This is a genomic window from Dyadobacter tibetensis Y620-1, assembly GCF_000566685.1.
Classification (GTDB): Bacteria; Bacteroidota; Bacteroidia; order Cytophagales; family Spirosomataceae; genus Dyadobacter; species Dyadobacter tibetensis.
Genome location: NZ_AZQN01000002.1, coordinates 646,688 through 673,279 on the forward strand (window position 1 = coordinate 646,688; position 26,592 = coordinate 673,279).

Consider the following 26,592-nt stretch of genomic DNA (forward strand, 5'->3'; position numbering starts at 1 on the left):
GATGCAGTATGAAAAATGATTTTTGGTGCTATGGTTGCTGACCCTTAGTTTTGCATACAACCACAAATATCTGGCTAGGGTTTCCCCAATATAGGGATATAACCCCTTTTTCAATAAAATATTATCTGAACACAAAAGTATGATCCGTTACGAGCAATTCACGTTAGAGAATGGTCTTCAAGTTTTTGTCCACGAAGATTTTGCTACGCCCATGGCTGCTGTCAATATTCTTTATAACGTGGGCTCCCGGGATGAAGATGAAAACCGAACTGGTTTCGCCCATTTATTCGAACATTTGATGTTTGGAGGTTCTAAAAACATTCCCGACTACGACATACCTGTTCAGCGTGTAGGAGGTGAAAATAATGCATTTACCTCTCCAGATATAACCAACTATTACATTACCCTTCCCGCTCGAAACATAGAAACTGCATTCTGGCTGGAGTCGGATCGGATGATGAGCCTATCCTTTGATCCTAATGTACTGGAGGTTCAAAGAAAAGTGGTGATTGAAGAGTTTAAACAAAGATACCTTAATCAGCCTTACGGGGATATGTGGCTCAAGTTGCGCCCCCTAGCTTATTCCCAGCACCCTTATCGATGGGCTACTATTGGCAAGGATATCAGCCATATTGAAGAGGCTACGATGGAAGAGGTACAAGCATTCTTCTATAAATTCTACCGCCCCAATAATGCTGTCATGGTAGTTGCCGGTGCGGTACATACTCACGATGTTCGAATGCTGGCAGAGAAATACTTTGGCCCCATCCCCTCCGGGCCCATATATCAGCGCAACCTACCCAAGGAGCCGATACAAACGGCTCCCCGATTCTTAGAAACATCCGCACAAGTACCATTGAACTCCCTAGTGAAGGTGTTTCATATGCCTGGGCGTTATGATAAGGACTATTACGCTGGCGATTTACTCAGCGATATATTAGGGCGAGGTAAGTCATCAAGGCTCTATCGTAGTTTACTGAAAGAAAGTCCTTTTTTCAATAGCATTAGTGCAAGTGTAACTGCCTCCCTGGACCCAGGTCTGCTACTAATCAAAGGCAACCTTAACCCGGGTGTAGATATGAAAGAGGCCGATGAGGCGGTCAATGAAATTCTGGCAACAATGCTAAGCCAACCGGTGGAGGAGCAGGAACTTGCAAAAGTTAAAAATCAAACAGAAGCCACTCTTGCCTTCTCTGAAGTAGAGCTACTCAACCGTGCCATGAATCTGGCATTTGCAGCAAACGCGGGTAATGTGGATTGGGCCAACGAAGATGCCGATATTATTCACAATCTGAGTACTGAAGACCTGTATGTCGCTGCTCAAAATATCCTCAGGCCGGCAAATGCCTCTACCCTCTATTATCACTCAGAAAACTAGCCCATCAAGGCCCGTCAGGATTTACCTATGGGCCTTGATATTTATTCAGGCAAAAAGGTGAGGTAACTAAAATCATCCTCATTAAACATTTCTTGTGCAATATCTTGAAGTTGGCGCGCAGTTATTCCTTCAATTTCAGCAAATATTTCCGGAAGAGAATCTACCTTATCGGTATCCAGAAGGCTTTTAGCCATCATTAGCATAAAATTCATATTACTTTCTTCTGACATCGCAAGCTGGCCCATCAACTGTACTTTCGTCTGATGCAACTGGGTCGTAGAAAGGGATACCTCCCGCACCTTTTTCAGTTCTTTCTTTATTAAAGATATACTTTTTGCTAACTGACGGGCTTCAGTACCAAAGAAAAAGCCCAGAAAGCCTGTATCCAGATAAGGGGTGTAATTGGCTTCAATGGCATATACAAATCCATATTTCTCTCTTAAGGAAAGGTTAAACCTACTGTTCATTCCTGGTCCGCCCAGAAGGTTAACCAACATAAAAAATGGCAATCTCTGGGCATCAGAGAGGGCATAAGAAGGGTGCCCCATGGCACACTGTGCCTGGGTAATAGGCCTTTCTCTTTGCTGAACGCTGGGCGTATATATTTGTGGCGGAACCCGAAGTCTGTTCGATCTACGTGAAGGAATATCCCGCAGATACTTCTCCGCAATACGAACCACCTTGGCGAAGGGTAGTCTGCTAACAGAAGAAACTACGATATGTTCGGTATCAATATTCTGATCGATAAAGCCAATTAACTCCTCTCTCCCGAAAGAATTAACCGTCTCTGCCGTGCCTAATATATTATTGCCTAGGGCATGCTCCGGAAATACCAGTTGGTCAAAATCATCCTGGATAGCATCTTCGGGAGAATCAATATACATTGACATTTCCTCAAGGATAACATTCCGCTCCCTTTCCAATTGCTTTTCCGGGAATACGGAGTTGAAAGTTATATCAGCAAGTAGCTCCAATGCTTTGTCAAAATGAACATCTAGGACAGAAGCATGAAAACAGATTTTTTCTTTGGTGGTGTAAGCATTAAGCTCGCCTCCTACATTCTCCAGACGATTGATAATATGGTAAGAACTCCGCTTTCCCGTCCCCTTAAAAGCCATATGCTCCCAAAAATGAACCAGCCCCTGCTGATGAGGGAGCTCATCACGACTCCCAATATCGAGCATAATGCCACAATGGGCTATTTGAGTATATGGGACTTGTTTATGAGCAATACGGATTCCATTGGGCAACGTATGTACCTGGTATTCTTCTGTAAGCACTATGGATGAGGCACTGGAGGAAAGCCTTTTGCCTGAACTGTTTCTCTTCATTCCTTTTAAACACAAAAAACGCACCAATAATTTAGGGTGGTCTGTACAAAAATACGGACTTTTGCGTGAAACACTGTGAAATTAATGGATTCAAAACGTATTCTAATCATACAAACCGCTTTTATCGGTGATGTAATTTTGGCTACGGCCCTGTTAGAAACCCTTTTTCAGGCATATCCTTCGGCAAAGATAGACTTTCTGCTTCGAAGAGGAAATGAAGGATTGCTAGCGAACCACCCCTATTTACACCAGGTTTTGATCTGGGAAAAGAAAACAGCAAAATACAGCAGTCTATGGAAACTCCTGAAGAAGATCAGAAGTGAAAAATATGATCTCGTCATTAACCTGCAACGTTTTGGGGCTACAGGCATATTAACCGGCCTATCTCAGGCCCCTAATCGTATTGGCTTCAATAAGAACCCTTTCTCATTTCTATTTTCACAAGCATACCCACATGCCATTGAAGATGGAGTTCACGAAATCCAACGAAATCATAGCCTTCTACAGGGTCATACCCCCATCGAGCCTACCCTACCCCGACTCTACCCATCTCCTCAGGACAACCAAAAGATTGTCAAATATCAATCTCAATCGTATATCTGCATGGCTCCTACCTCGGTTTGGTTTACCAAGCAGTATCATCAACGAGGATGGATCGACCTAATCAACAAATGTAGCAGATATCAGATTTATTTGCTAGGAGCGCCCTCGGATACTGACTTTTGTGAAGAACTTATTAAAAATGCCAATTCATCCATTCGGATAGAAAATTTATCAGGGAAGCTGAGCCTTCTGGAATCCGCAGCCCTAATGAAAAATGCCGTTATGAATTATGTAAACGATTCGGCCCCCATGCATATATGCTCGGCCATGCGAGCCCCCGTTACTGCAATTTTTTGTTCGACTGTGCCCGCATTTGGCTTTGGGCCTTTATCTCCGCTATCCCATGTAGTTCAGCCCCTGGAACCCTTGGCATGTAGACCGTGCGGATTACATGGGCATAAAGAATGCCCGCAGGGACATTTCAAATGTGCTACGGGCATTCAAACGAATCAGCTCCTTGCTGCCATTAAATAAAATTATTGGCGATACTGCTCAATGATTTTATGCAAGGCCTTTTGCTTTTCCAAATCTGGAAAGAATTCATAGAGCTGCGCATGGCCTTCGTAATCTAAGGTGAGGGCAGTCTCCAAAAAAACCAGCGCCTCCCGATAACTTCCAGAATGAATATGATATACTGCCATGTGATAGTATAGGTCGGCCTCCTCTGGCATATCGTCAATGGCGGCCTGAATCAGATCAATGGCACGGGCATAATTGCCCTGTTCAAATAATACCAAAGACCATTTCAGCCAAATTTCCGGGTTCGAAGGTTCAATTTCCGCCGCCTTTTCAAAGGCTTCGAAGGCCGATATCACATTTCCAATCTTAAACTCAGTCTCGGCCAGGGCCAACCAATAGTCAGGGTTGAACTCGGTTATTTGTATCGCTTTTCTTAAGAAGCCAACCGCTTCATACCATCGATCCAATGCCGCAAAACAAATACCCAAGCCATACCATCCATCGTCCCAATGCGGATCTATTTTTACGGTTTTCTGATAACATTTAATGGCCTGGTCATATACTTCCATCTTTTCATAACAGGTACCCAAACTGCAAAAAGTCTCGGGTTGATCCCCTTCTAACTCAATTGCTTTTAAATATTGTGTTTTGGCATCTCCATAATTTTCCAGGCTCATATAAGCATTGCCGAGCTGGAAATATGCCGAAGCAAAATCTTCTTTGATCAATGTGGCATATTCGAATGCTTCTACGGAATCGGTATGACGTTCCAATCTTCGGTAGGCAATGCCTAGATTATACCATGCTAGCCATGAGAAAGGGGCCTTATCGACCAGCTGAGTGTAATATTGTAAATGATCTTCCAGCAGTCCCAACATTTCCAGACAGTGCGCCAACTCCATGAGGGCATTTTCATTGTCTAGATTAATATTTAAAGAATCCTTATAGTAGCGAACAGCGTCCTCTAGCCGACCCATATTCTGGTAGGTCTGGCCCATTTGAAAGTAAATCTCATCGCGTTCGTCTACCCGATGCAACAGACTATCCAAAAGCTCGATGGCTTCCTCGTAATCTCCCGTCATATTGGCCATTCCTACCTGCATATAAACGATTTCGATATCGCCAGGATGAAATAGTGAAGCGCGTTCAAGCAATTCCTGCGCCTGTTCAAATTCTCCCTTCTTAGCCAGCAGCTGTACTTTACATAATGTTAGATCCAAAGAATATGGATAGTCGGCCAGTCCTCTCTCACAGGCAATCATAGCCTTATTATAATCGCCAATTTCCATGTAATGCCCCGTAACCTGCTCATAGGTATCCAGATCGAAAAACTCCTGGACACTGGTTGCCAGCATTTTTTCAAACCTTAAAAGGGTCTCATTCATATAATTTTTCCTTTCTCCGAAATTTTTCTCCATAACAATCCTGATTCCATTAGCATAAAGAACAACAGCTCATATCAATAGATCTCCTCTAGCCAAATCGTAATATACTTTTTAAAGAAAAATAGCATCCCTATCGAGTCATGAATAAAACACCCCTGGTCCAAAGACATAGAAAGTTATAAATTATTCGGCGCTTATCAAATGGATTGCTTCAAACTTTCGCAGACCCGGGCGATGGTTTGGTCAATGGGTGTAAAGCTAAAATCTAAGGCTTTCCGCAACTTAGAAGCATCATAACTAATTCGTCTGGCGCTAGATTGTGCCGTTTCTTTGGTTATTAGCGGCTTAGTTCCCATTAGCCAGGTTCGAACCGCCTCAACACGCCAGATTACTCCCGCAAGCCCCGATCCTACTTTAAATCGAGGTCGCCTTTTGCCCATTTTATCTGCTATTAAATCAAACAAATCTTTATAAGAAATGCTTCCCGCATTGAGCAAAAATCGCTCTCCAGAAATATCAGAAACCAATAGTTGGATAACAATCGAAGCTACATCTCTGACATCCACATAATTAGCAATCCCTTCGGTATAAAAAGGTTTTTCCTGAAAAACATACCGAAATATCTGTGTACTGCTTTTAGTCCAGTCCCCTTCTCCCAGAATCAGAGTGGGGTTCACTATAACGGCATTCAACCCCTCTGCTATGCCTCTCCAGACCTCCAGTTCAGCAAGATGTTTTGTTTTGGCATATTCAGAGTTTTCCGGCGACTCTTCCCAACGTTGGCTTTCATCGAGTACAAGGGGATGTTCCCCTACGATCTTCCGAGGATCTGGGCGGCCTAGAGCGGCAATACTACTGACATGACAAAGCTTAACGATCCCTTGGAGCAGGCAGGCGTTCACGACATGGGCTGTACCCTGTTGGTTTACCCGATACATCATAGCCCTATCTTTGGGCACAAAAGAAACTACAGCAGCCGTATGCACTACATAATGCATACCCTTTACAGCATCTTCCACACTTCCTGCATCCAGCACATCCCCTTCTACCCAGTTGATACGTGATTGAATCCCTTTTAACAAGGAGCGATCGGCTCCACTACGTACGAGGGCAAAAACCTGGTGCCCTTCTGCCAACAAAAGTTTACAAGTGACGCTACCTACCAGGCCAGTCGCCCCGGTTACTAATACATTCATACCTTTCAAGATTCGAAGATCATCAAAGTTCGCTTTAATATATCGGGTTGACAAAAAATTAGATAAAAAAAGCATCTGAGCCTACTTTCCCCATGCATTCCCCTATTTTCAATGACCTTTTTACTAATTTCGCATGTTGTTAAGTATCCATTATGGAAAACATCCTATTTACGAAATTTTCACCGCCATTCCATGTCTAATAAAGTACCTAAAAGATATACTGTCACCGCCGCACTTATTTATGCTAACGGCCCCATTCATATTGGCCATTTGGCCGGCTGCTATATTCCAGCCGACATTTATGTACGCTATTTACGTGCCAGGGAGCGGGAAGTGGCCTTCATTAGTGGCACAGACGAGCATGGTGTCCCTATTACAATCCGTGCCAAAAATGAAGGCATGACCCCTCAGCAGGTGGTGGATAAATATTATTCGCAAATTGATGCATCCTTTAAGGAATTAGGAATCTCCTTCGATATTTATTCCCGCACCAGCAAACCTATACATCACGAAACCGCACAAGGAATATTTACGAAGCTATACGACAAAAACGGCTTTGTCGAAGAGACCACTGAACAGTATTATGATGAACAGGCACAACAGTTCCTGGCCGACCGCTATATTGTAGGTACCTGCCCGGTTTGTAGCAATCCTAATGCCTACGGAGATCAATGTGAGAAATGCGGCTCCACACTGAGCCCGCTAGAGCTGATAGACCCACGCTCCACCTTATCAGGATCAAAGCCGGTACTGAAATCCACAAAAAATTGGTTTTTGCCTTTAGATAAAATGCAGACTGAGCTCGAACAATATATAGGTAGCCATCCCGAATGGAAAACCAATGTATTAGGGCAGTGTCAATCATGGCTAAAAGATGGGCTTAAGCCCCGTGCCATGACCAGGGATCTTGACTGGGGCATAAAGGTACCTCTTCCTGACACCGACAATAAGGTACTTTACGTATGGTTTGAAGCTCCCATCGGCTATATTTCGGCCACAAGGGACTGGTTAATTCAGCAGAATGGGACAGATCAAGGTTGGGAAAAATGGTGGAAAAAGGATCCGGAGTTATCAGAAGACGGAGAAACTAAGCTTGTACATTTTATTGGTAAGGATAATATTGTTTTCCATTGCATCATATTTCCTGCCATGCTGATGGCAGAAGGCAGTTATATCCTAGCGGACAATGTCCCCGCCAACGAATTCATGAATCTGGAGGGGGACAAAATTTCCACGTCCCGTAACTGGGCTGTGTGGCTGCACGAATATTTGCAGGATTTCCCGGGACAGCAGGATGTACTTCGCTATGTACTGGCAGCGAATGCACCCGAAACCAAAGACAGTGAATTTACCTGGAAAGACTTCCAGACCAGGAACAATAGCGAGCTCGTAGGTATTTACGGAAACTTCATAAACAGAGCCGTAGTTCTTACACAGAAATTCTGCGAAGGCAGGGTACCAGTTCGGGGACCATTAGAACCTATAGACCAACAAGTATTGAGCGAGCTGGGTAGCTTCCCCGATAAAATTGCCGACTCTATGGAGCATTACCGCTTCAGAGAAGCCCTGACGCATATTATGGATCTGGCCAGAATGGGTAATAAATACCTGGCAGACACCCAGCCCTGGCATGCCATCAAGACGGACCCTGATCGGGTTAATACCATACTAAACATCGCCCTGCAGATATCAGCGACACTGGCTATAGTCTCCGAACCTGTACTTCCCCATACTGCCGCCAAGTTGGCCACGCAGTTTGGTATGACATCCTTATTATGGAAGGATGCGGGCAGCCCCGATTTGTTAGGTGCCGGGCAAAATATAACTACCGCTAGTCTTTTATTCGAAAAAATAGAAGACCAGGCCATTGCTGCTCAAATTCAAAAACTTCATGATGCAAAAAGACAAAATGAGCTCGAAGGGAAAGTGGTGGCACCCATAAAAGCAGAGATACAATTTGAAGATTTTGCCAAACAGGATATCCGGGTCGTAAAGATTCTCGAGGCATCGGCTGTACCTAAGAGTAAGAAATTACTAAAGATAGTAGTAGATACGGGTCTGGAAACGAGAACGGTCCTGAGTGGGATTGCGGAGCACTTCAAGCCAGAAGATATAATAGGGCAACAGGTACTATACCTGGCCAACCTTGCTCCTCGGAAAATGATGGGAATGGAAAGCCAAGGAATGATATTAATGGCCGAAGACCGGGACGGAAGCCTTAGGTTTATTCAGCCCAGCGCTCCAGTTTGGCAAGGCGCTACAGTCAACTGATCACATTGCTTCTTATCGATCCGGGAGGAAATTATTCTAATCCTCCCGGCCGAATAGGAAGCAATTTTATTTAAACTCTTTTTCCACCTTTTGGAATAGAGCCGATATTTTATTCGCCAGATTTTTGCATTCCTGATCTGTAAAATGGTCTAGACTATTGGCAGTGGCATTCATGATCACCCTTCCACTTTCATCGACCAAAGCTTCTTTTTTCTGAATTAATTTAAGGATCGCCTCCCACTCAGGAACGAGACCGTCAGAAAAATAACGGGACTCTAGGATATTAAAATAGGCAGACTGAGATTTGAACTTCTGCTTTAACTGAGCCGGATTCTCGGCCTTGCTTATTTCAGCCACGAGCTTAGATAGTTCTATAAAGGCGAAGATATTAGACTTCTTCATAACGTTAAGTATTGATTGGAGGAGTAACTGTAAACTTTGGCCCTAAGATACACTTATGTAGAATTATTATTGACCTCTCCAGCCATCTTTATAAATCATTTCCACTCAAATCCCTCCTATAATTATAAGCATAGCCGACCAAATACAATTTCTGATATAGCCTTTTTCAGAAGTCACTTCATTTGTATTAATAAGCCCATTACCTGTAAGTTAACGTATTCCACCCATTATTAAGGGTATATAAAAAGCGTGCTGCCCCTAAATCAGAACGGCACGCCTAAATATTCAATCGTATAATTACTACAGTTAGATTCGACCAATATCTACGGTCTTACGGAAGCCACTAGCGTCGTGACCGAAGGGAAGCCTTAAAATCAATTCCCGTCCTGCACGATCATAATCGGCAGAAATCTCTTCGTGGGCTACACCATCTGGCAATATGAAGTTATTGATTACCCGGATCGACTTCCACTCGTGTACCTCATCTTTTTCCGTTCCGAATACCGGTAGTAAGTGAAACAGTTTTAGTGCACTCTTACCTTTTGGAGTTTTTAGGATCTCTATTTGCATGTCTTCCACTTCTATTCCAGGAATCTTGACATGAACCTCATAGTCATTTTCATTTTCTTTTAGGTGAACGGCCGAGGCACTCATGCCTCCATTCACGGTGTTGATAAAATCAATATTCATCAACATTTCTTTGGGGATATTTAGTTTATTTTTCATGGCTCAGCTTGTTTAGGTGTGTAATGCTACCTATAAAACATAAAACACCATACCAAAAATTTCCCAGAATATAATATTTTTATAATAAAATAACTAAATACCTGATAATCAATATACAAATAAATAACCTACAAATATTTATATGCCATATTGTCACCACAAGGGCTTCAATGATGTCATTCTGTCTGATTCTTTCCGTGATCACTATGACCCAAAGAACGCTGCGGATCAATAATATCACGAACCCTTTGCTTGAGCACTTTAGCCTCCGGGAAGCCGTGGTCCCGTTTTCGTTCCCATACGATAATTTCGCCGTCGGTATGCTCCTGTATTGAGATCATAAACCGCCCTGATTCCTCGGCTGGCTCCAGGCTTACCGCTGATAAATTCTCGGAAAAAGTGGTCAAAAGTTCCTGAGCCAACCAAGCTGCCCGAAGCAACCAACCACATTTAGGGCAATAGGTTATGCAAATTTTAGGTTTGGTCATACTAATTATTAAGTAAGAAGGAATTCTCTTTAAGTATATTCCCAGCTTAATTTATGCTTTTAATGAATGGCTAATTCAGGAGCATCAAAAAAGTTGCCAATTAAGTTGGGGTTTTTCAAGCAAATATCAGAAGCTATAACATTTTTTTCTATATATGTTTTAGTAATACATCTATCCGTAACCTTCCCTGATTGTACAGGTAATCTTACGTGAAACTTTTAAAATAAATAATATAAATCACTCAAAGTGAAAACTTTATAACAAATACCGTTAAATAAGTCCATGCACAGAAATTTGTTTCGTATGTACCTTCCAAGTAATTTTATTGAAAGTAACATGGTCTAATTTTAACCCTTTACCCTTTAAAAACATGCCAAAGTATACGGGAACGGAAGGAAGAATCCTTCCGAGTGCACAAGTAAAGAAATTACTTGAAAATCATAAATCAAAACGTGGTGATCAAGAAAAAAGTGGTAGCCATTACATCGAATCAGAATTTTTCGGATTAGAGACATTCGAGAAATTATTAAAAAATTGTGGAGGAAAAGCCGTAGGCTTTAAGGTTTATTATGGTAATCAATTAGAAAACAGGGATGGAAAGCAACCCAAGGAAGATCCAAAGGGTAAACCTACCTCAAGGGTTGTCATCATTCCGGTCGATGCGGAGGGGAACAATCTAATGGGTGGCAAGCAGGCTCCTGGAATGAAGGATGCCGACGATGATGGAGGCGCCATGGGCGATGGACCTACCTGCCCCCATTATTGCTAAAAAATTTGCTGGAGCCTGGTTCAACGGCTCCAGCACCTATCGTTTCCTCTTTCAACAGAGGCTTCTAACCAACGGAATATTTATGTTCGACAATTATATCGGGCTTTGTACCAGACATCCCTTACAATGTTTGCCCGTCTTCATCACCATACTACCTATAATAATCCTTTTAAAGAGAAAGGCATATATCAGTAAACCTTATTTGATTCTACTTATTTTCCTTATTTTCAAATTAGCCATTGACCTTATCATGTTTCATTTGGCAGCCCATCGAACGAATAATTTATTATTTTATAATATAAGCATTCCGGTTTCCTATACTTTGCTGGCCGGTATGTTTATCTATAAACTCGATTCTCCAATATTTAAGAAATTGGTGGCCTTAAGTATAGTATTGTTTGCCTTATTCTCTATTTGGGATATGATGCGTGTGAATCCAGATATGAATGATAGTCATAATCATTCCATGGTACCTTACGCATCTACCATTCAGTGTATCCTGATGATCCTATGGATACTGCTCTACTTTTATGAGATTATGGTTTCCATGAAAATACCCAATCTATTCAATTCGACATTTTTTTGGATCTGTTGTGGCTTCCTGTTATACTATTCCAGTTTTGTTTTCATCGCCCCGGTCCTGCATTACACAGAAAAGTGGACCAACCCGCTTTCCATTGGCTTTGCCGCTAATATTTCTTATATTTTTGAAATTTTTTATTTACTAGCGATCAGTGTAGGGCTTTTTAACTTTGAAAAACAACATTATGCAAAATATTGAAGAGTTAAAATTTGCATTACTATTGGCCACGTTGGCTATGTTGATCATGGCATTTTTTGTAATCACTTTTGTGATGCTTTATCAGAAAAGAAAATTTGAAGCGGAAAAGGCCCTGAACAGTATAGAAAAAAGCCACAGTAAGCGGCTCTTGGACACGGCTTTGAATTCGGAAGAAACAGAAAGACGCCGAATAGCCCAGGATTTGCATGATGACATCGGTACTATGCTTTCCCTTACCAAGCTAAGTCTCAACCAATTAAACAAAATCGTTCTGGAACCCGACAGCAAGGAAAGATCCCTGATTCATAAATCCCAGACCCTGGTAGAAGAAACGATTTTACATGTAAGACGAATTACCCGGGACCTTGTTCCCACGACTTTGGAACGTTTCGGTCTTTCGGAGGCTATTAGCGAATTCATCAATAAACTCGAAGATAACAACCAACTTCAGATAACCTTCCACTCCACCGCCGACGACAGCATGCGTCAACAGCCGAAGGTAGAACTCACTATTTATCGCATCATGCAGGAACTGGTTAATAATGCAATAAAACATTCAAAATGCTCTAACATTGAAATTGAGTTGGAAATTAATTCTGAATTTATTTTCCTTAAAGTAGCAGACAATGGAATAGGCTTTAATGCAACACAACTTAAAGAAGACAACCTTGTAGGACTAGGGTTACTTGGCATCGAAAGTCGACTGGCCATCATCAATGGGATTGTTCGGTACGTTTCTCCTCCTGCCGGAGGTTCTTTGGCAATCGCTCAAATTCCTGTTGCCCCAATTTCGGAGAAGAAACCCGAGCCGCTTTATCCCTTTAAACGGGCAAAAATTTCTTAAATTGAGGATCCAGAGAACTTTATTAACGATCAACCTGTAACGATCATGGAAATTAAAATTGACCAAGCACCCAAAGTACTAAAATTAGGAATTGCTGACGATCACGAGCTTTTCAGGAAAGGTTTCATTGCCATGCTCAGTGGAATCCCGGGCTTAGAATTTGTATTGGAAGCCGCCAATGGCCAGGAACTCCTGGATAAAATGGAGGACAACACTCCCGACATTATTTTCATGGACCTTCAAATGCCTGTCATGGATGGTATCCAGGCTACTGAACTGGCATTGGAAAGATATCCAGGGGTTAAAATTATAGTGGTATCGATGTTTAACGAAGATAAGTTTGTCATCCATATGCTTGAGAAAGGAGTCCAGGGATACCTGCTTAAGGACACCAACCCTGACGAGGTAGAGAAAGCCATTTATAGGGTAGCTGAAGAAGGCTTTTATTATAATGATTTTGTATCAAAAGCCATGCACAGAAAAATGGCCAACCGGGCGACTAATAAACACCCTTTTTTCCCAAATGCCTGTAATGTATCCCTGTCGCCGAGAGAACAAGAAGTCTTACAACTGATATGTGAAGGGCTCTCTACGGTCGAAATAGGAGATAAACTTTTTATATCGGTACGTACCGTGGAAGGGCATCGCCTAAGGGTATTGGAAAAGACAGGAACAAGGTCCACTGCTGCAGCAGTTGCATTTGCTTATAAGAACCATTTGTTATAACATCCTCATTCCTATCAGCACAAATTCGATATTTATTTGTTAATTTCAGGCTTTCGGCGCTAACGAATACCCTTTGCAAAAACCCACCATGCCAACGGCCTTATGAAAGCACTTATTGTTTGTACCAATTATGGACATTATCCTAAGCGGTCTGCCAGCACAGGGATTTGGTTCAATCAGTTGACGCATTTCTATCACATTTTCAATAAAAGGAAAATCCTTCTTGACATCGTAAGCCCACAAGGAGGGGCAGTTCCTGTAGACCCAAGGAGCCTTGAGATAAAGGATGAACTGAACACCCAATACTTGGGAGACGTCTCCTGGATGCAGATGCTTCAGAATACACGCTCCCCGGATCAAATCGATGCCTCTGAATACCGATTGGTTTATTTTGTAGGTGGTCCTGGGGCTATGTTCGACTTCCCTGCCCACGAAACTCTGGCAGCAATAGCTAAAATCATATACGACAACGGTGGGTTTATCACCGCAGTGGGTCACGGTGTAGCCGCCTTGCTCGCCATAAAACTTACAGACGGCAGTCCATTTGTAAGGGACAAATATGTCACCGGATTTACCAATCTAGAGGAGAAACTTGTCAGCTTTATGAGTGATGCACCCTTCTCTCTGGAAGATACCCTCAAAGAAAAGGGCGCCCATTTCACCAAAGCCATGTTGCCATTTCTAGAATTTATAGAAATGGACGAAAGACTTATAACCGGACAGAATGGCCAATCGGCGCGTAAAGTAGCTAGTAAAGCCGTGGAAGAGCTGTTCGAAAAATAATATCGGCCAATATTCTCTCCTTATCCCGTTATATATCCTGAACTTTAAAAAGTTCTTTTAATGTAGGTAGTAACTGATCTTTCTCCGATACGTTCGCCGTCTCTACTCCCCAGTCAATGGCAAGATCGGGATCATTCCAGATGATACCTGATTCCGATGCCTTATTATATCCATTAGTGCATTTATAACTGAAAACGGAATCTTCGAGGGCAGCAAAACCATGGGCAAATCCCTCTGGAATATAAGCCATATTATTAAGGTCCGCTCGCAATTCAAATATCTCATATTTGCCAAATGTAGGAGACTCTGGACGCACATCTACAGCCACATCCAACACCCGGCCCGATATCACCCGCACCAATTTACCCTGTGCGTATGGAGCATTTTGAAAATGCAATCCTCTCACTACTCCTTTTACGGAAAAAGACTGATTGTCCTGTACAAAATTGACGGGTAAGCCCAAGCCTTCAAAAACAGTAGCATTAAAGGATTCAAAAAACAAACCTCTTTCATCTTCAAAAACTCTTGGAAAGAGCTCAACTAAACCGGCAATTGACGTTTCTCGAATGCGCATAGATGCTTATATTGTAATTTGTCGTATGGTTTCTCACTTAATAATGTGGCAAATTTATGAATCTATTTGCAGAGGTTGTAATTTCGGCGCAATATTTTAGAGACTATGACTTACGAAACGCTTTTTGCCCATATTTTAGAGAAAAAGTCCTACCTATGTGTGGGTTTGGACACGGATATTCGAAAAATACCCCGCCATCTGTTACAGGAACCCGATCCGGTATTCGCATTTAACAAACAAATAATTGATGCTACGGCCGATTATTGTGTGTCTTACAAACCAAATATCGCTTTCTACGAGGCCATGGGACCCAAGGGATGGGAGAGTCTGATCAAAACGATGGACTATATACCCAAAAGCCACTTTAGCATTGCCGATGCCAAACGTGGAGATATTGGCAATACTTCAAGTCTTTACGCCCGAACTTTCTTCGACCCTTCTGCCGCCGGACTGGATTTCGATTCCGTTACAGTGGCTCCATATATGGGAAGTGATTCGGTAAAACCTTTTCTGGAGTTCAAAGATAAATGGGTGATTTTATTGGCCCTCACTTCTAATCAGGGTGGCAGTGATTTTCAGCAGCTTGCCACACCTCAGGGCCGCCTTTACGAACAAGTCCTTACCACTTCTCAACAATGGGCCGGTGCCGATCGGATGATGTACGTGGTTGGTGCAACTCAAACGCAGGATTTGGCGCATATCCGCTCCCTGATTCCGGAGCATTTCTTACTCGTTCCCGGGGTAGGAGCCCAGGGCGGCAGTCTAAAAGACGTGTCGCAGATAGGAATGAACCGCCATTGTGGCCTCTTGATAAATGCCTCCAGGAGTATTATTTATGCCAGTGACGGTAGAGACTTCGCAGAAAGAGCAGGAGAAGAGGCTCAAAAATTACAAAAAGAGATGGAACAGTATCTCGATCAATATTTATCAGCCTAAAATGGCTTATTTCCTTTTTTACTATTTATCGCCATATGCAGCGTTTCGAAAACAACACCTACCATTTACAGGGCCTAACGCCCGAGCAACTTATAGAAGAATTTGGCAGCCCTCTTTATGTATATAATGCAGCCACCATCCGAAACAAGGTTGCCGAACTTCAATCGGCTTTCGAAGGGGTTAACCTAAAGATTAAGTACGCCTGTAAGGCCAATACGAACTTGGCGATTCTCAAATTGATGCGGGAAATGGGCGTAGAACTGGACGTAGTTTCTCCAGGGGAAATGGAAATGGGGAAAATAGCAGGCTTTGAGCCCTCTCAAATTACCTTTACGCCTAGCGGAGTTCCCTTTTGGGAAGTTGCTCAGGCCGTTGATGCCGGGGCCATCGTTAATATTGACAGCCTACCTCTGCTAGAATGGTTTGGCCAAACCTACGGCTCCAGCAAGCCATGTATGATACGGATAAAACCCAATGTAGCGGCAGGTGGAAATGAGAAAATCATGACTGCTCATGCAGATTCCAAATTCGGGATTTCTGTATTATTGCTAACAGACATTCTCAATATCGTAGATCAATATCAGATCAAAGTAATTGGATTACATCAACATACTGGTTCCGATATAAAGGATGCCGCTCCTTTTATTCAGGTTGCCGACATCTTGTTAGATGCAGCCCGCCACTTTAAAGATTTAGAGATAATAGATTTAGGTGGTGGATTTAAGGTTTCGTATCGCCCGGGGGATGGCATAACCGATATGCAGCATCTAGGAGCAAAAATTTCTGATCGCTTTCACAAATTCTGTAAAGAATATGGTCGACCCTTACAGCTATGGTTTGAACCCGGTAAATTTCTGGTGAGTGAGTCAGGATACCTGCTCACTACCGTTACGGTGGTAAAACAAGATCCAGCCCGAAATTTCGTTCATATTGATTCCGGACTGAATCACCTGATTCGCCCCATGATGTATGGCTCATACCATCATATTATAAATACCTCCAACCCTGAGGGGGAAGAAAAACATTATAATGTTGTTGGATATATCTGTGAAACAGATACTTTCGCTACCGATCGGGTATTGGCAGAGGTTCGTAAAGGAGATATTCTTGCCTTTATGAATGCAGGGGCCTATGGCATCACCATGAGTTCCAACTATAATGCCCGTTTCCGCCCGGCAGAAGTGCTTATTGAAGAGGGACAGGCTCGCCTGATAAGAAGAAAAGAAACACTGGAAGATCTGCTGCGAACGCAAGAGGGACTTTGAGCAGGTTTGAAAACTAAGACAGGGCGGTACAGTAATGTACCGCCCTGTCTTTTGTTAGAGGATGAGATTATTCTCCCTTCGTCAAACGCTTAATAAGTGCAACTTCTTCAGCTCTATACGGAGTACCATCTTTCCTGAAAATATCGTGAAACCAGAGCTCCGGCTCCTGATCATATGGCTTTTGCCAGCTGTCCCAAGGGTAAATAGTCTGGGACTTCCCATTAACCAATCCCCAATTAATGGCACCCACCTTATGTTTTTTAGCAATAGGTAATGAGCCTTCGAAGAAACTCCCATTACCCCGTGACATATATTCCGTACAAATCAACGGTCGGTCATACTGCTGAAGCTGTAAGATTCTTTTTTCAAAATCTTCTGCTTTATCATAATTATGAAACGATATGATATCAGATTGATCTATACTCGCCTTCTCAATCGGTTTAAGGGTTTCGTATGAGGTCCAATCTCCTGCCCAAACCCCTACTGTAAGTGGCTGCGAAGGGTTCATGGCACGTGCCCAATCAAAAGCTTTATTCATTAATGGCAGAACATAGTCCACTTTGTTGGGTAATTCTTTTTCCCCGTACGAAGAGGCATTGGTATTATCCGGTTCATTCCAAATGTCCCAGGCCAGAACCCGGTCATCGTTTGCAAATCTTCCCACCGTACCTTGCACATAACGGGCAAGTCTGGGGTATTGGCTACTATCTTTCAGCGCATGATAACCCGGGCTTTGAACCCAACCGGAATTGTGCAGACCAGGCTGAGGAGCGCGTTGCGTGCCCAGGGCAGGAAATGGATCCCAACAAGAGTCGAAAAGGACCAGCATAGGCTTTATCTGATGTTTATCGGCAATGGCCAAAAACTGATCGAGTCGATGGAAAAACCCCGTGGAGTCCTGCTCATAGAGTAAGTCATGTAGGTATACCCGCATCGTATTCATGCCAATATTCTGGGCCCATCCTAGTTCCTTATCTATGGTGAGGGTGTCAAAGCTCTCTGCCTGGAACATTTCTAACTGGTTAATGGCAGTACTAGGCAAAAAATCGGCACCAACCAGCCAAGGCTGTTTGGCATACCAATCCCGGGCCTGTTCCTTGCTCCACACTGTTCTTTTGGACACATCCGCTTCCTGCTTTTCGGACTGAGGACCACAGGAGGAGGCTATTGCCATCAGCAGAATGGGAAACACCAAAATATACTTATTCAATCGTCTCATTTTCTATTCGTTTTTTGTATAATAAACTTCTGGGATGATATTTCTACTCATATTTAACTATTGCCTAAACACCGGCCGCTCTTGTGGGGTAAGAGTGGGAGAATCTTTCAGAATTTTAGGCCATTCGTCCAGCCAATGCAGCCGGTCAAGCATCAGAACCCTACGGTTAACCTTACCTTGGATATAGGGACGCTGTGGGTCTATGGCATGATACAAAAGCCAATCGACACCCTCTTCGTCAGTCAAGATACGGCTATTATGACCTGGGCCTACAATTTTTTCATTCCCTTTCAGGAGCAGGGATCCTGCTCCTGATTCTGTCAAGGGCTTACCCTGCCGATCGACATAGGGACCCAGAACATTTTTCGAGCGTCCCATCCATAACTGATATTTGCTATCAGCACCTTCACAACAGGAGCCCTTCGACCCGATAAAATAATAGTACTGGCCTTTTTTGTGAATCATGACTGCCTCAAAATCTCCTGCGGCAATCTTTACTTTCTTGGTTAAATCTTCGACCCTGATCCCATCCTCTGAAAGCAATAACGCATAAGTTCCGGCTTCAGGCTTGGCGCTGAAACTGCCCCAGAACAAATAGTTATCACCTTGATCTTCGAAAAAATGCGGATCAATTGAATTGGGGACCTGTACATCGTCGCTAGAAAAGAGCTTACCTCCTCCTGAAAAGGGCCCCTCTGGTTTTTCAGACATGGCTATTCCTATTCCTGGGTTGGGATCTCCCCAGGTAGAATAAGCATAATACATCAGATACCGATTCTTTACCTTTACTACATCGGGCGCCCATAATCCCCCTTCTTTTTTCCAACCGGGTTTTTCTAAAAAAGCATCCTTCAAATAGGTCCATTTAACCAAGTCCGGAGAACGAAGTATGGGTACCAGATGAGCACCTTTTCCATCGCCCCAGTTATCCATAGTACCATAGGCATAAAACCATCCATCATCGCCCCTTAATACCGAAGGATCGGCCAGGACTGGCTCAAACACCGGATTGGTATAGGTTATGGAAGTATTTTTTTCATCTGCTACCTGTGCATGCGTACATCGGAATACCAGAAGAGATATTACCAATAGGGGCATCCATAAAATCCTTACGCGAAATCTCATACGTTTTCAATAAAATGGGGACTAAATAATTTACGGTAAAAATCTAGACCTTCGGTAGCTAGCTCGTCGGGACTATTGGCCAAGGGGCGCCAAATACAGGCCGCTTTGGCAAGTTCTTTTGAAGGTTGGCCGAAAGTTTCAATAACCACGGCTCCTTGGTAATCAATATCCAGGAGAGCCTTATAGATGGCTTCCCATTCCAAATGTCCGGTACCCGGTGTCCCCCGGTCACTTTCGTTTCCCTGTATATGACAAAGACGCTCTTTTCCAAGCTTTCTGATCGCTAGAGCAATATCCTTTTCTTCAATATTGGCATGAAATGTATCCAGAACTATCTGAAGCGAGGGGTGTCCCACCTCATCAACTAAGGAAATGGCTTGCTCCACGGTGTTTACCATATCGGTTTCGAAACGATTCAGTGGTTCCAGCCCTAATATCACCCCCTCTGTACTGGCTATATTGGAGAGTTCGCCCAGGGCTTGTACGCACCAGTCTCTTTCCTGTTGTTTTTGTTCGGCCCCCACCAGCCTGGTTTTGCCCACGGCCGAATAAAGCGGGCCGCCAAAAATAGGACTTTCCAGGAAGGAAGCCTTTCTGATGCAGTCTTCAATATATTCAAACGCCGTTTGTCTGTGATGGGGATAGGTACTGGAAAGATCCCTTTCTGCTCCAAACGCACCACTTATCGTAATCTTCAAATCTAACTCACGGGCTCTTGTCTTCACCAGTTTCCAATCGACGAGTGAGGCGTCTTCAATGGCAATCTCTAAAATGTCGTAACCCATTGTTTTTACTTTTTCCATAAGGAAAAGATGCTGGGTAGAAAATGGAGAGGCCCAAACAAATGTACTGATACCAAAAAGCATAGTTTAGTGCGTTTAAACCGACCGAAAAGATCGGTGATCTGGCGGGCCTGTCCCGATGGACAGACCCAATTATTATTAATCTTTAAAGACCGAAAGTAGGTACTTCCACCCTCTGCCCCCCTTGCATAGCCGATTCATGGGCACAGATGCCGGCACAGGTATAATTCGCCGCCAATGCCGCATCCACTGCTGAATCTCGACCTTCGACAATAGCCGCTACAAACTCCTGCACCAGATGCGGATGAGAACCTCCATGGCCCGCGCCCTGCAAAAATGACACATGATTAGGATCATCAATTTTCTCCCGTTTAGTAAAATGTTTTATGGGCTCTATCAGCAATTCGTCCGTATCGGGTACTTCTATCCGGTGCGCATTTTCCCCTCCATCGAACACCACGTGCTGTTCATCCTGCAGCTGCTCCCATTCGAAAGACATTTTCGTCCCATACACATCATAACTTTCGCGGTACTGCCGAACCACATCAAATAAGGATCGGGTAGCTTCGGCCACTACATCCGAATTCTTCAATTTAAACGTCGCCGTTTCTACAGCAAAGGGTGAGCCATAACGACTGGTAAGGTCTTCTGAAAGTCGCCCAGATCCATGGCATACAACGGATTCAGCTACCGTGTTATTTATTTTCAACAAAGGCGAAATAGCATGCGTACCATTAAGCATGGGAGGATAACCCTTCCAATATTCACCCCATCCGTCCATACTCATATCCTGAATGTGTGAGCCTCTGACAAACTGAATACGGCCTAAAGAGCCATCCTGTGCCTTTTTTAAGCCATACAAAAATTCCCGAGTATAGAGTGCCGTTTCCATCATCATATATACTTTCCCCGACCGGCGTTTAGCCTCTACAATGGCTTCACAGTCTGCGACAGTCATGGCCATAGGTATGGTACAGGCCGTATGCTTATTGGCATTAAGAGACGCCAAGGTCATTTTGGCATGCTCAGGGACGGGTGTTACCACGTGAATGGCATCGACATCATCACGCTTCGGGACATCTTCAAAATTTTCGAATACCAGATTGGGATCCAGATTGAACTTACGTGTTAGCTCCTCACGCGTTTCTTTGCTTCGGGTACAAATCCCTACCGATTTTATATTTGGATGACTTTGGTAGATGGGTATAAATTCCTTTCCAAAACCCATTCCTACGATAACAACCGTAATTTGCTTCTGATCCATTATTATTTATTTTGATTAATTAATATGTTTATTTTCCATCATGGAGCTCACTTTTTCGCAACCCAATTCACCGCATTTCGAATTAATGTCTGATAGGATTCCAGTTTGTGAGAGGCGGCATCGTGGCCCAGCGCGATTCCTACTATCTTCCCTTTTTTATACCCCACGGTGAAGATGCTGGGAAATTCTGGGCCGTCGGTACGGGCCTGGGCCGTTGCTAAAACCGTGACTGATGACCCCTGGGTGTCAGATTTGAAATAATATAATTCGTCGTCGAGCTTAAAGTCAGCAGGCAGCCCCTTGGTAACAGGATGTTGAGGATTGGTAATTTTCACCCGAAAAGGGCCATAGGCATCGTGACCACGAGATCCCCCTCCCACTAGTAACTGATTGTATCCGGGCCAGTCTTTCCAATTATACCACAAGGCGGGATGTGCCAACACTATTCCTTTTCCTTTTTGCGAGAAAGTAAAAATGGCGGCTCGGGTGGGCTCATCTGAAATAGGCTGATTATTGGCTAGAAACAAGACATCCATTTCTGGTAACAAACCCAGAATCTTTGAAGGGTCATCGGTATAGCTGACCACCGCCAATCCATCCCGTTGCAAGGTCTCAACATCTTCCTGTTTGTACCAGCGATCAAAATCATGGGAAGATCCACCGCCCACCATTAGTACCTTAATTGGCTTTTTTTTGTCAGGTGCTGAACATACCTTATTCGTGCTACTAATGAGAAGTATAGCAGACAGCACTATCAATTGAATTATCTTAGTTTTCATAGATATTATTTTAAAATTTCAGGATCTCCATATCGACATTCGCATTGCTGTAAACCATTAAGGTGATACCCGGAGTATACCATTCATGCCCCGCCAATGCCCCGGGAAGGTACATACAAAGGGATAGTCTCCAGGCTTATCGGGCACCTTAAATTCCAGCGTCACAGTTTCTCCAGAGTTGACCAATTGGGTTGAGAATAGAACTTCAGGAATACTGGGAACATAATATTTTTCAGAGGCTTTAGGGTCTGTCAACATAGCATCTGCTGCCTTTCCTACTACAGGGAGTGTACCAGGCTTTATAACCAATAAATTATGCTGCATACCGTCCGGATTTTCCAGCACAATAGCCACTTTGGCTCCGGCCTTGACCTCGATCAGACTTTTACTAAACTGTAACATTTCTGGTATTACCGAAAGGGAAATGATTTGAAATTCATCGCCTGGAATCTTCTCCGGACGCTTGACTTTTATACCCATTCCTTCCCTATTTTCAGGTCTATTCAGTATCAACGTGGCCTTCTGAAAATTACCTTCAAATTCAAATTTTCCTTTATAATCACCGATATTATCTGAGCCCGTCAAATCCTCTCCAGACCGTAGTGATTCGGCAAGGCCCGTCATAAACAGCCCATGAGCCTTAGCTGTCGCTACAGACTTTCCATCAATAAGCAAATAGAGTTGTCCATTTTTCCTCAGGCCCCCCACCAGGTCAAACTTGTCGGAAGCAGGAACATTCGCTACTGCCTTCATAGCCATTCCATGTTGGTTCACTTGAAATATTATTTTATCCTGCTCGATATATAAGGCATATCCTGCTTGTCTATTCCCCTGCCCTGCAATAAATCCTTTCAGAGGTTTATCTTTATCCTTGGTGACCTGAGCAGAAATAGCCAATTCCTTACCGTTAACGTCGGGTGAATACAACTGGACATTGCGGCGACCAAGACCATATTCTTCCCTTAATAAGGCCGCTCGGATATCCGCTACCAATCCCGTAATTGCCCCTTCTTCTATCGCGTTTAAAAATGCCACCTCGTGCACGGTAGCTGCCGCCATAATCGCCTTAGAGATCCATGGGTCAGACACATTTTCAGATACCTGAGCACCCTCTACCAACATGGCTCCTATCTGCGAATCAGCCTGAAAATCTACTAGTGCCAGATAAGCGGCTAAACGCGTATTTAAATTTTCATCCTTCAGTAGCGGTTTTAAGTGTTCAATAAAAGTCCTTTCGCGTGGCAACACGTCCAATGCAGCCTTGCGCACTCCGGCAGCAGGATGTTTGAGAGCTCCTGCGACGCTTCTATTCGCTTCGGGATTGCTTCCGTCTAGCAACCCCAAGCCATGAAGGGTCCATAGGGCATGAATTGCAGGGCTATTGAGCCCAATTTCATCTACAGACTGGTCGGCTATAATTTGAGTCAGTGCTGGGGCAACGGACTTATCCTGAGCCTCTACCAATAACCGTTGGGCGGTCATCCGCCAAAACATATTATCGTGGCGCAAAGCCGCTACCAAGCCATTTTTATCTTGGAGAGACAGCTTAGGCCAAGGTTTTTGGGCTGCATGCTTGTATACTACCCTATAAATCCGCCCGTGATTGGTGTCTCTGAGCTTACTTTGAAAGGCATTTCCCTGGCCATGAGGCTGGTCTTTAAAAGGAAGGATAAATTCAGCGGGAGATTGGCGGGGAACAAATACATTATGCTGAATGATAAAGTTATACCAATCCGCTACCCAAACGGCACCATCGGGACCTACCTCAGCATGCACGGGGCCGAACCATTCGTCAGAACTCGCCATCAGGTTCCAGCCATCCTTTTCTTTAAAACCGGCACCTTCCCGTTCTATAATGGCATTGTGGACAACACGAACGGTAGGCTCGGTAATAAAGGCTACTCTGTTCCAATAAGATTTGGGAAAATCACGTGCGGTGTAGAAGTGATGTCCCGAAGCAGCCGTAAAACCTCCTACTACATCAACCTGTCTTAGATTGGGAGTCATGGCGTGAACATCATAATGACCATCAATCTTTTGTACTGAAAGAATGCTATTCTTTTCGTCTCCTAATTTTCGCTGGAGATAGCGCGCCGGCATGCTGTAATAGGCACTATGCGTATTATTGGCCGTGGAAAGAAATACGTTATTTTCCTCGGTAAATCCTAGTCCCCAAGTATTATTATTACTGTTACCCAGAAATTGGAAGTCCGAGCCATCGGGCTTAAAATGGTAAACTCCCTGTGGAAACTTCCATTTTTTACCATCCACCACTCCATTAAAACCTGAATAGCCATTTACGCCCCAGATTTTATTATCAAAGCCATATTGCAGCTGGGAAGGTCCTGCATGCGTGTCATTCTTCCCCCAGCCGGTCATAATTACTTTGCGAACATCGGCAACGTCATCGCCATTGGTGTCCTTTAAAAAGACGAAATCAGGCGCCATGGAGACAATTACTCCTCCATTAGAAAATACCATGCTGGTAGGAATATTGAGCTTATCTGCAAAAACAGTAAATTTATCGGCCTTACCATCCCCGTCTGTATCTTCACAAATTTTAATTCGATCGTTGGCCAATCCATCCGTTTCTATAAAGGTATTAGGATAGTCTACCGATTCCACTACCCAAAGCCGTCCCCGCTCGTCCCAGGCCATGGCGATAGGGTTCTGAATATCGGGTTCGGCAGCGAATAGCTGTATTTCAAAATCGGCTGGAACCTGGGTTAGTTTATTAGATTCTGCTGGAGAAAGGGCCTCCTGGATGGCAGGTACCACATGCCTTTGAGTATAGGCTGCTATGGTATCGGCATCATAAATATCAGGATCTGGAATGTTTAAAGCGGCAATTTGTTGATTCACTCGTGGACCTAAAGCCCACAAAACCCCATTACGAACGAGATTCAGGAAACCAATATTGGTCCAGGTCTTGTCCTCATGCCCATAAGCGGTATAAAATACACGACCCTTACCTTGAGTTCGTACCCAGGTATAAGGCTCATGATGATCCCCCTCTACTCGCTCTCCCAATACGGTCATATCCGGATTTAGCCTTTGATGCTTATAGGTCTCATCCCAGGTAGAAAAGCTGTCGAGGCCCTGCATGATGGGATGCCCAGGTTTAAGAATAGTATTTGTAAATGTCCCCGTGCCGTGCGAAGCAAACTGTCCACCAATGGTTTGGATATACCAGTCCGAATTTCGGAAGCAACCGGAGGCTGAGTGTAAGGGAATTAATCCCTTCCCTCCTTCCACAAAGGCCTTCAGGGCCTCTTCCTGAACTGGAGGAAGCGAGTCATAATTGGCATAGATGATAAGTCCATCATATTTTGCCAGGTTATCCTCGTTAATATCAGCAAGCTCGGTAGTATAAGTCATGTTTACACCACTTCTAAAAAGCTTAATGGCCAACCAGGGTGCATACTTCCCAGAATCATGGTGCTTGCTCTGATGCCCCAGAAAAAGTACTTCTGCCCGGCGGGGGGACACTTCGGATTGGGTGGATTGGGAATCCTTGGAGGTAAGATTACTCTTACTACAGCCCAGGACGAAGGCTATTAGTAAGAAAGTTACCCAATACCACCTTGTTGCTTCATTCATTGTTTTTAGTTTTAAGCGTAAAAAAATAATCAAATATATCTTCTTCAATGATTTATACTTTTCTACGATCCAGGAGCCTGTCATCGACCTTGTCCCGATCCAAGTATCCGAAAAACGAGACTCCTGGACATAGAAGCCCATTAGCAGGGTGATAGCCGATATTATAGCTTTACCTTTTCAACTTTAGAAAAAATCATGTCCTCTACGTTTTTTATCTTCACCCCAACACGAGCATAAATATCTGTTTGCTGTAAAGAAGGAAGTTCTACCGAAAGCATAATAGATGTCAAATCCTTCAGCTCGGACCCCAACTTTTCAGTCTTGGCAATATTATTGGCTCTGGAAACCAGCTGCGTCCGGCCTAAAAATAATGTTACAGATTCGATATCCTTGGCCTGCTCATCCTGAATGATTTTGTCAAGGGATACTTGAGCTGCGATGTTATTCTCTATCTTAGTGACAACCGCTTTCCGAATCATATAGTAGGGAAGCACTTCTATATCCATTACGGTATCTTCTGAAAGATTCACATAAATGGTATCTTTCACCTCTGCATTCTTCTGGAGGGTAATAAATGGACCCTGATTCTGAGGAAAAACGAGCTTATAGTTCCCCTTAAAAAGCAAGGCAGAATACCTCCCATCCTGGCTGATCGGCGCATCAATTGCGGCTAATTTGCCAAAGCCCGGTTGCCATAGCTGCATTCTTACCTGATCATATTCCAGTTCTATCGGATTCCCCTGGTACACGATACTGCCCGATAGTTCGGTCTTTGGTTCTGTATAATTATCTTTTTTACAGGAAAGCATGGCCATCAGAATGAGAAGCACAGCTAATGTGGTCGTCCTGAGTTTAAATATGAATTGAGTATACATAGTTTTTGTA

General features: G+C 43.6%; 24 protein-coding genes. 10 read left to right on the forward strand and 14 right to left on the reverse strand.

Going from position 1 to position 26,592, the window contains the following annotated elements; translation table 11 throughout:
- Positions 1–139: 139 nt before the first annotated feature.
- Positions 140–1,378 carry a M16 family metallopeptidase gene (locus X939_RS0106320; protein WP_025762421.1) on the forward strand — a complete coding sequence of 413 codons (1,239 nt, stop codon included), beginning with the start codon at positions 140–142 and terminating at the stop codon, positions 1,376–1,378.
- A 41-nt stretch (positions 1,379–1,419) separates the two neighbouring features.
- Here X939_RS0106320 and X939_RS0106325 read toward each other — a convergent pair whose 3' ends face one another.
- On the reverse strand, positions 1,420–2,709 hold the full coding sequence (locus X939_RS0106325) for a M16 family metallopeptidase (RefSeq protein ID WP_025762422.1): 1,290 nt from the start codon (positions 2,707–2,709) through the stop codon (positions 1,420–1,422).
- Between the two features lie 84 nt (positions 2,710–2,793).
- On the opposite strand from X939_RS0106325, the gene X939_RS0106330 reads away from it, so the two are divergent.
- Positions 2,794–3,786 carry a glycosyltransferase family 9 protein gene (locus tag X939_RS0106330; RefSeq protein ID WP_044198544.1) on the forward strand — a complete coding sequence of 331 codons (993 nt, stop codon included), beginning with the start codon at positions 2,794–2,796 and terminating at the stop codon, positions 3,784–3,786.
- A gap of 2 nt (positions 3,787–3,788) precedes the next feature.
- Here X939_RS0106330 and X939_RS0106335 read toward each other — a convergent pair whose 3' ends face one another.
- Complete coding sequence (locus tag X939_RS0106335; protein ID WP_025762424.1) at positions 3,789–5,189, reverse strand: tetratricopeptide repeat protein; 1,401 nt, start codon at positions 5,187–5,189, stop codon at positions 3,789–3,791.
- Positions 5,190–5,353: 164 nt separating this feature from the next.
- On the reverse strand, positions 5,354–6,352 hold the full coding sequence (locus tag X939_RS0106340; RefSeq protein ID WP_025762425.1) for an NAD-dependent epimerase/dehydratase family protein: 999 nt from the start codon (positions 6,350–6,352) through the stop codon (positions 5,354–5,356).
- Positions 6,353–6,463: 111 nt separating this feature from the next.
- Here X939_RS0106340 and metG point away from each other — a divergent pair, with 111 nt between their 5' ends.
- Positions 6,464–8,623, forward strand: a complete 2,160-nt coding sequence (gene metG / locus X939_RS0106345) for a methionine--tRNA ligase (RefSeq protein ID WP_131694646.1) — start codon at positions 6,464–6,466, stop codon at positions 8,621–8,623.
- A 66-nt stretch (positions 8,624–8,689) separates the two neighbouring features.
- Here the strand turns inward: metG and X939_RS0106350 are convergent, their stop codons facing one another.
- From X939_RS0106350 to X939_RS0106360, 3 genes are all read right to left on the reverse strand, one after another.
- Complete coding sequence (locus tag X939_RS0106350) at positions 8,690–9,025, reverse strand: hypothetical protein (protein WP_025762427.1); 336 nt, start codon at positions 9,023–9,025, stop codon at positions 8,690–8,692.
- Positions 9,026–9,331: 306 nt separating this feature from the next.
- Complete coding sequence (locus tag X939_RS0106355; RefSeq protein ID WP_025762428.1) at positions 9,332–9,751, reverse strand: Hsp20/alpha crystallin family protein; 420 nt, start codon at positions 9,749–9,751, stop codon at positions 9,332–9,334.
- A 176-nt stretch (positions 9,752–9,927) separates the two neighbouring features.
- Complete coding sequence (locus X939_RS0106360; RefSeq protein WP_198034368.1) at positions 9,928–10,239, reverse strand: Rdx family protein; 312 nt, start codon at positions 10,237–10,239, stop codon at positions 9,928–9,930.
- A 370-nt stretch (positions 10,240–10,609) separates the two neighbouring features.
- Here X939_RS0106360 and X939_RS0106365 point away from each other — a divergent pair, with 370 nt between their 5' ends.
- The 5 genes from X939_RS0106365 to X939_RS0106385 all read left to right on the forward strand — a co-directional run bounded on the left by X939_RS0106365 (position 10,610) and on the right by X939_RS0106385 (position 14,142).
- Positions 10,610–11,008 carry a hypothetical protein gene (locus X939_RS0106365; protein ID WP_025762430.1) on the forward strand — a complete coding sequence of 133 codons (399 nt, stop codon included), beginning with the start codon at positions 10,610–10,612 and terminating at the stop codon, positions 11,006–11,008.
- Positions 10,959–11,789 carry a hypothetical protein gene (locus X939_RS0106370; protein WP_131694645.1) on the forward strand — a complete coding sequence of 277 codons (831 nt, stop codon included), beginning with the start codon at positions 10,959–10,961 and terminating at the stop codon, positions 11,787–11,789. The genes X939_RS0106365 and X939_RS0106370 overlap by 50 nt, the downstream gene beginning before the upstream one ends.
- Positions 11,776–12,633, forward strand: coding sequence for a sensor histidine kinase (locus X939_RS0106375; RefSeq protein WP_025762432.1), 858 nt, complete (start codon positions 11,776–11,778; stop codon positions 12,631–12,633). Before X939_RS0106370 ends, X939_RS0106375 begins: the two co-directional genes overlap by 14 nt.
- Before the next feature lie 45 nt (positions 12,634–12,678).
- On the forward strand, positions 12,679–13,359 hold the full coding sequence (locus X939_RS0106380) for a response regulator transcription factor (RefSeq protein WP_025762433.1): 681 nt from the start codon (positions 12,679–12,681) through the stop codon (positions 13,357–13,359).
- Between the two features lie 102 nt (positions 13,360–13,461).
- Positions 13,462–14,142 carry a type 1 glutamine amidotransferase domain-containing protein gene (locus tag X939_RS0106385; protein ID WP_025762434.1) on the forward strand — a complete coding sequence of 227 codons (681 nt, stop codon included), beginning with the start codon at positions 13,462–13,464 and terminating at the stop codon, positions 14,140–14,142.
- Positions 14,143–14,170: 28 nt separating this feature from the next.
- On the opposite strand, the gene rfbC is transcribed toward X939_RS0106385, so the two are convergent.
- On the reverse strand, positions 14,171–14,716 hold the full coding sequence (gene rfbC, locus X939_RS0106390) for a dTDP-4-dehydrorhamnose 3,5-epimerase (RefSeq protein ID WP_025762435.1): 546 nt from the start codon (positions 14,714–14,716) through the stop codon (positions 14,171–14,173).
- A 105-nt stretch (positions 14,717–14,821) separates the two neighbouring features.
- On the opposite strand from rfbC, the gene pyrF reads away from it, so the two are divergent.
- Together pyrF and lysA are read left to right on the forward strand one after the other, a co-directional pair.
- Positions 14,822–15,652 carry an orotidine-5'-phosphate decarboxylase gene (gene pyrF, locus X939_RS0106395; RefSeq protein WP_025762436.1) on the forward strand — a complete coding sequence of 277 codons (831 nt, stop codon included), beginning with the start codon at positions 14,822–14,824 and terminating at the stop codon, positions 15,650–15,652.
- 35 nt (positions 15,653–15,687) lie between these two features.
- Positions 15,688–16,917, forward strand: a complete 1,230-nt coding sequence (gene lysA / locus X939_RS0106400) for a diaminopimelate decarboxylase (protein ID WP_025762437.1) — start codon at positions 15,688–15,690, stop codon at positions 16,915–16,917.
- A 67-nt stretch (positions 16,918–16,984) separates the two neighbouring features.
- Here lysA and X939_RS0106405 read toward each other — a convergent pair whose 3' ends face one another.
- The 7 genes from X939_RS0106405 to X939_RS0106435 form a co-directional block, all read right to left on the reverse strand.
- Positions 16,985–18,136 (reverse strand): cellulase family glycosylhydrolase, encoded by a 1,152-nt coding sequence (locus X939_RS0106405; protein ID WP_025762438.1) that lies wholly within the window; start codon positions 18,134–18,136, stop codon positions 16,985–16,987.
- A 57-nt stretch (positions 18,137–18,193) separates the two neighbouring features.
- A complete protein-coding gene (locus tag X939_RS0106410; protein ID WP_025762439.1) occupies positions 18,194–19,261 on the reverse strand; it encodes a family 43 glycosylhydrolase in 1,068 nt (355 codons plus the stop codon).
- Positions 19,258–20,127, reverse strand: a complete 870-nt coding sequence (locus tag X939_RS0106415; protein ID WP_025762440.1) for a sugar phosphate isomerase/epimerase family protein — start codon at positions 20,125–20,127, stop codon at positions 19,258–19,260. The genes X939_RS0106410 and X939_RS0106415 overlap by 4 nt, the downstream gene beginning before the upstream one ends.
- Before the next feature lie 82 nt (positions 20,128–20,209).
- Positions 20,210–21,328, reverse strand: coding sequence for a Gfo/Idh/MocA family protein (locus tag X939_RS0106420; RefSeq protein WP_025762441.1), 1,119 nt, complete (start codon positions 21,326–21,328; stop codon positions 20,210–20,212).
- 47 nt (positions 21,329–21,375) lie between these two features.
- Complete coding sequence (locus X939_RS0106425; protein ID WP_025762442.1) at positions 21,376–22,107, reverse strand: ThuA domain-containing protein; 732 nt, start codon at positions 22,105–22,107, stop codon at positions 21,376–21,378.
- A gap of 57 nt (positions 22,108–22,164) precedes the next feature.
- Positions 22,165–25,707 carry a PVC-type heme-binding CxxCH protein gene (locus X939_RS0106430; RefSeq protein ID WP_044198713.1) on the reverse strand — a complete coding sequence of 1,181 codons (3,543 nt, stop codon included), beginning with the start codon at positions 25,705–25,707 and terminating at the stop codon, positions 22,165–22,167.
- Between the two features lie 161 nt (positions 25,708–25,868).
- On the reverse strand, positions 25,869–26,582 hold the full coding sequence (locus X939_RS0106435) for a DUF3823 domain-containing protein (protein ID WP_025762444.1): 714 nt from the start codon (positions 26,580–26,582) through the stop codon (positions 25,869–25,871).
- Between the last annotated feature and the right edge of the window lie 10 nt (positions 26,583–26,592).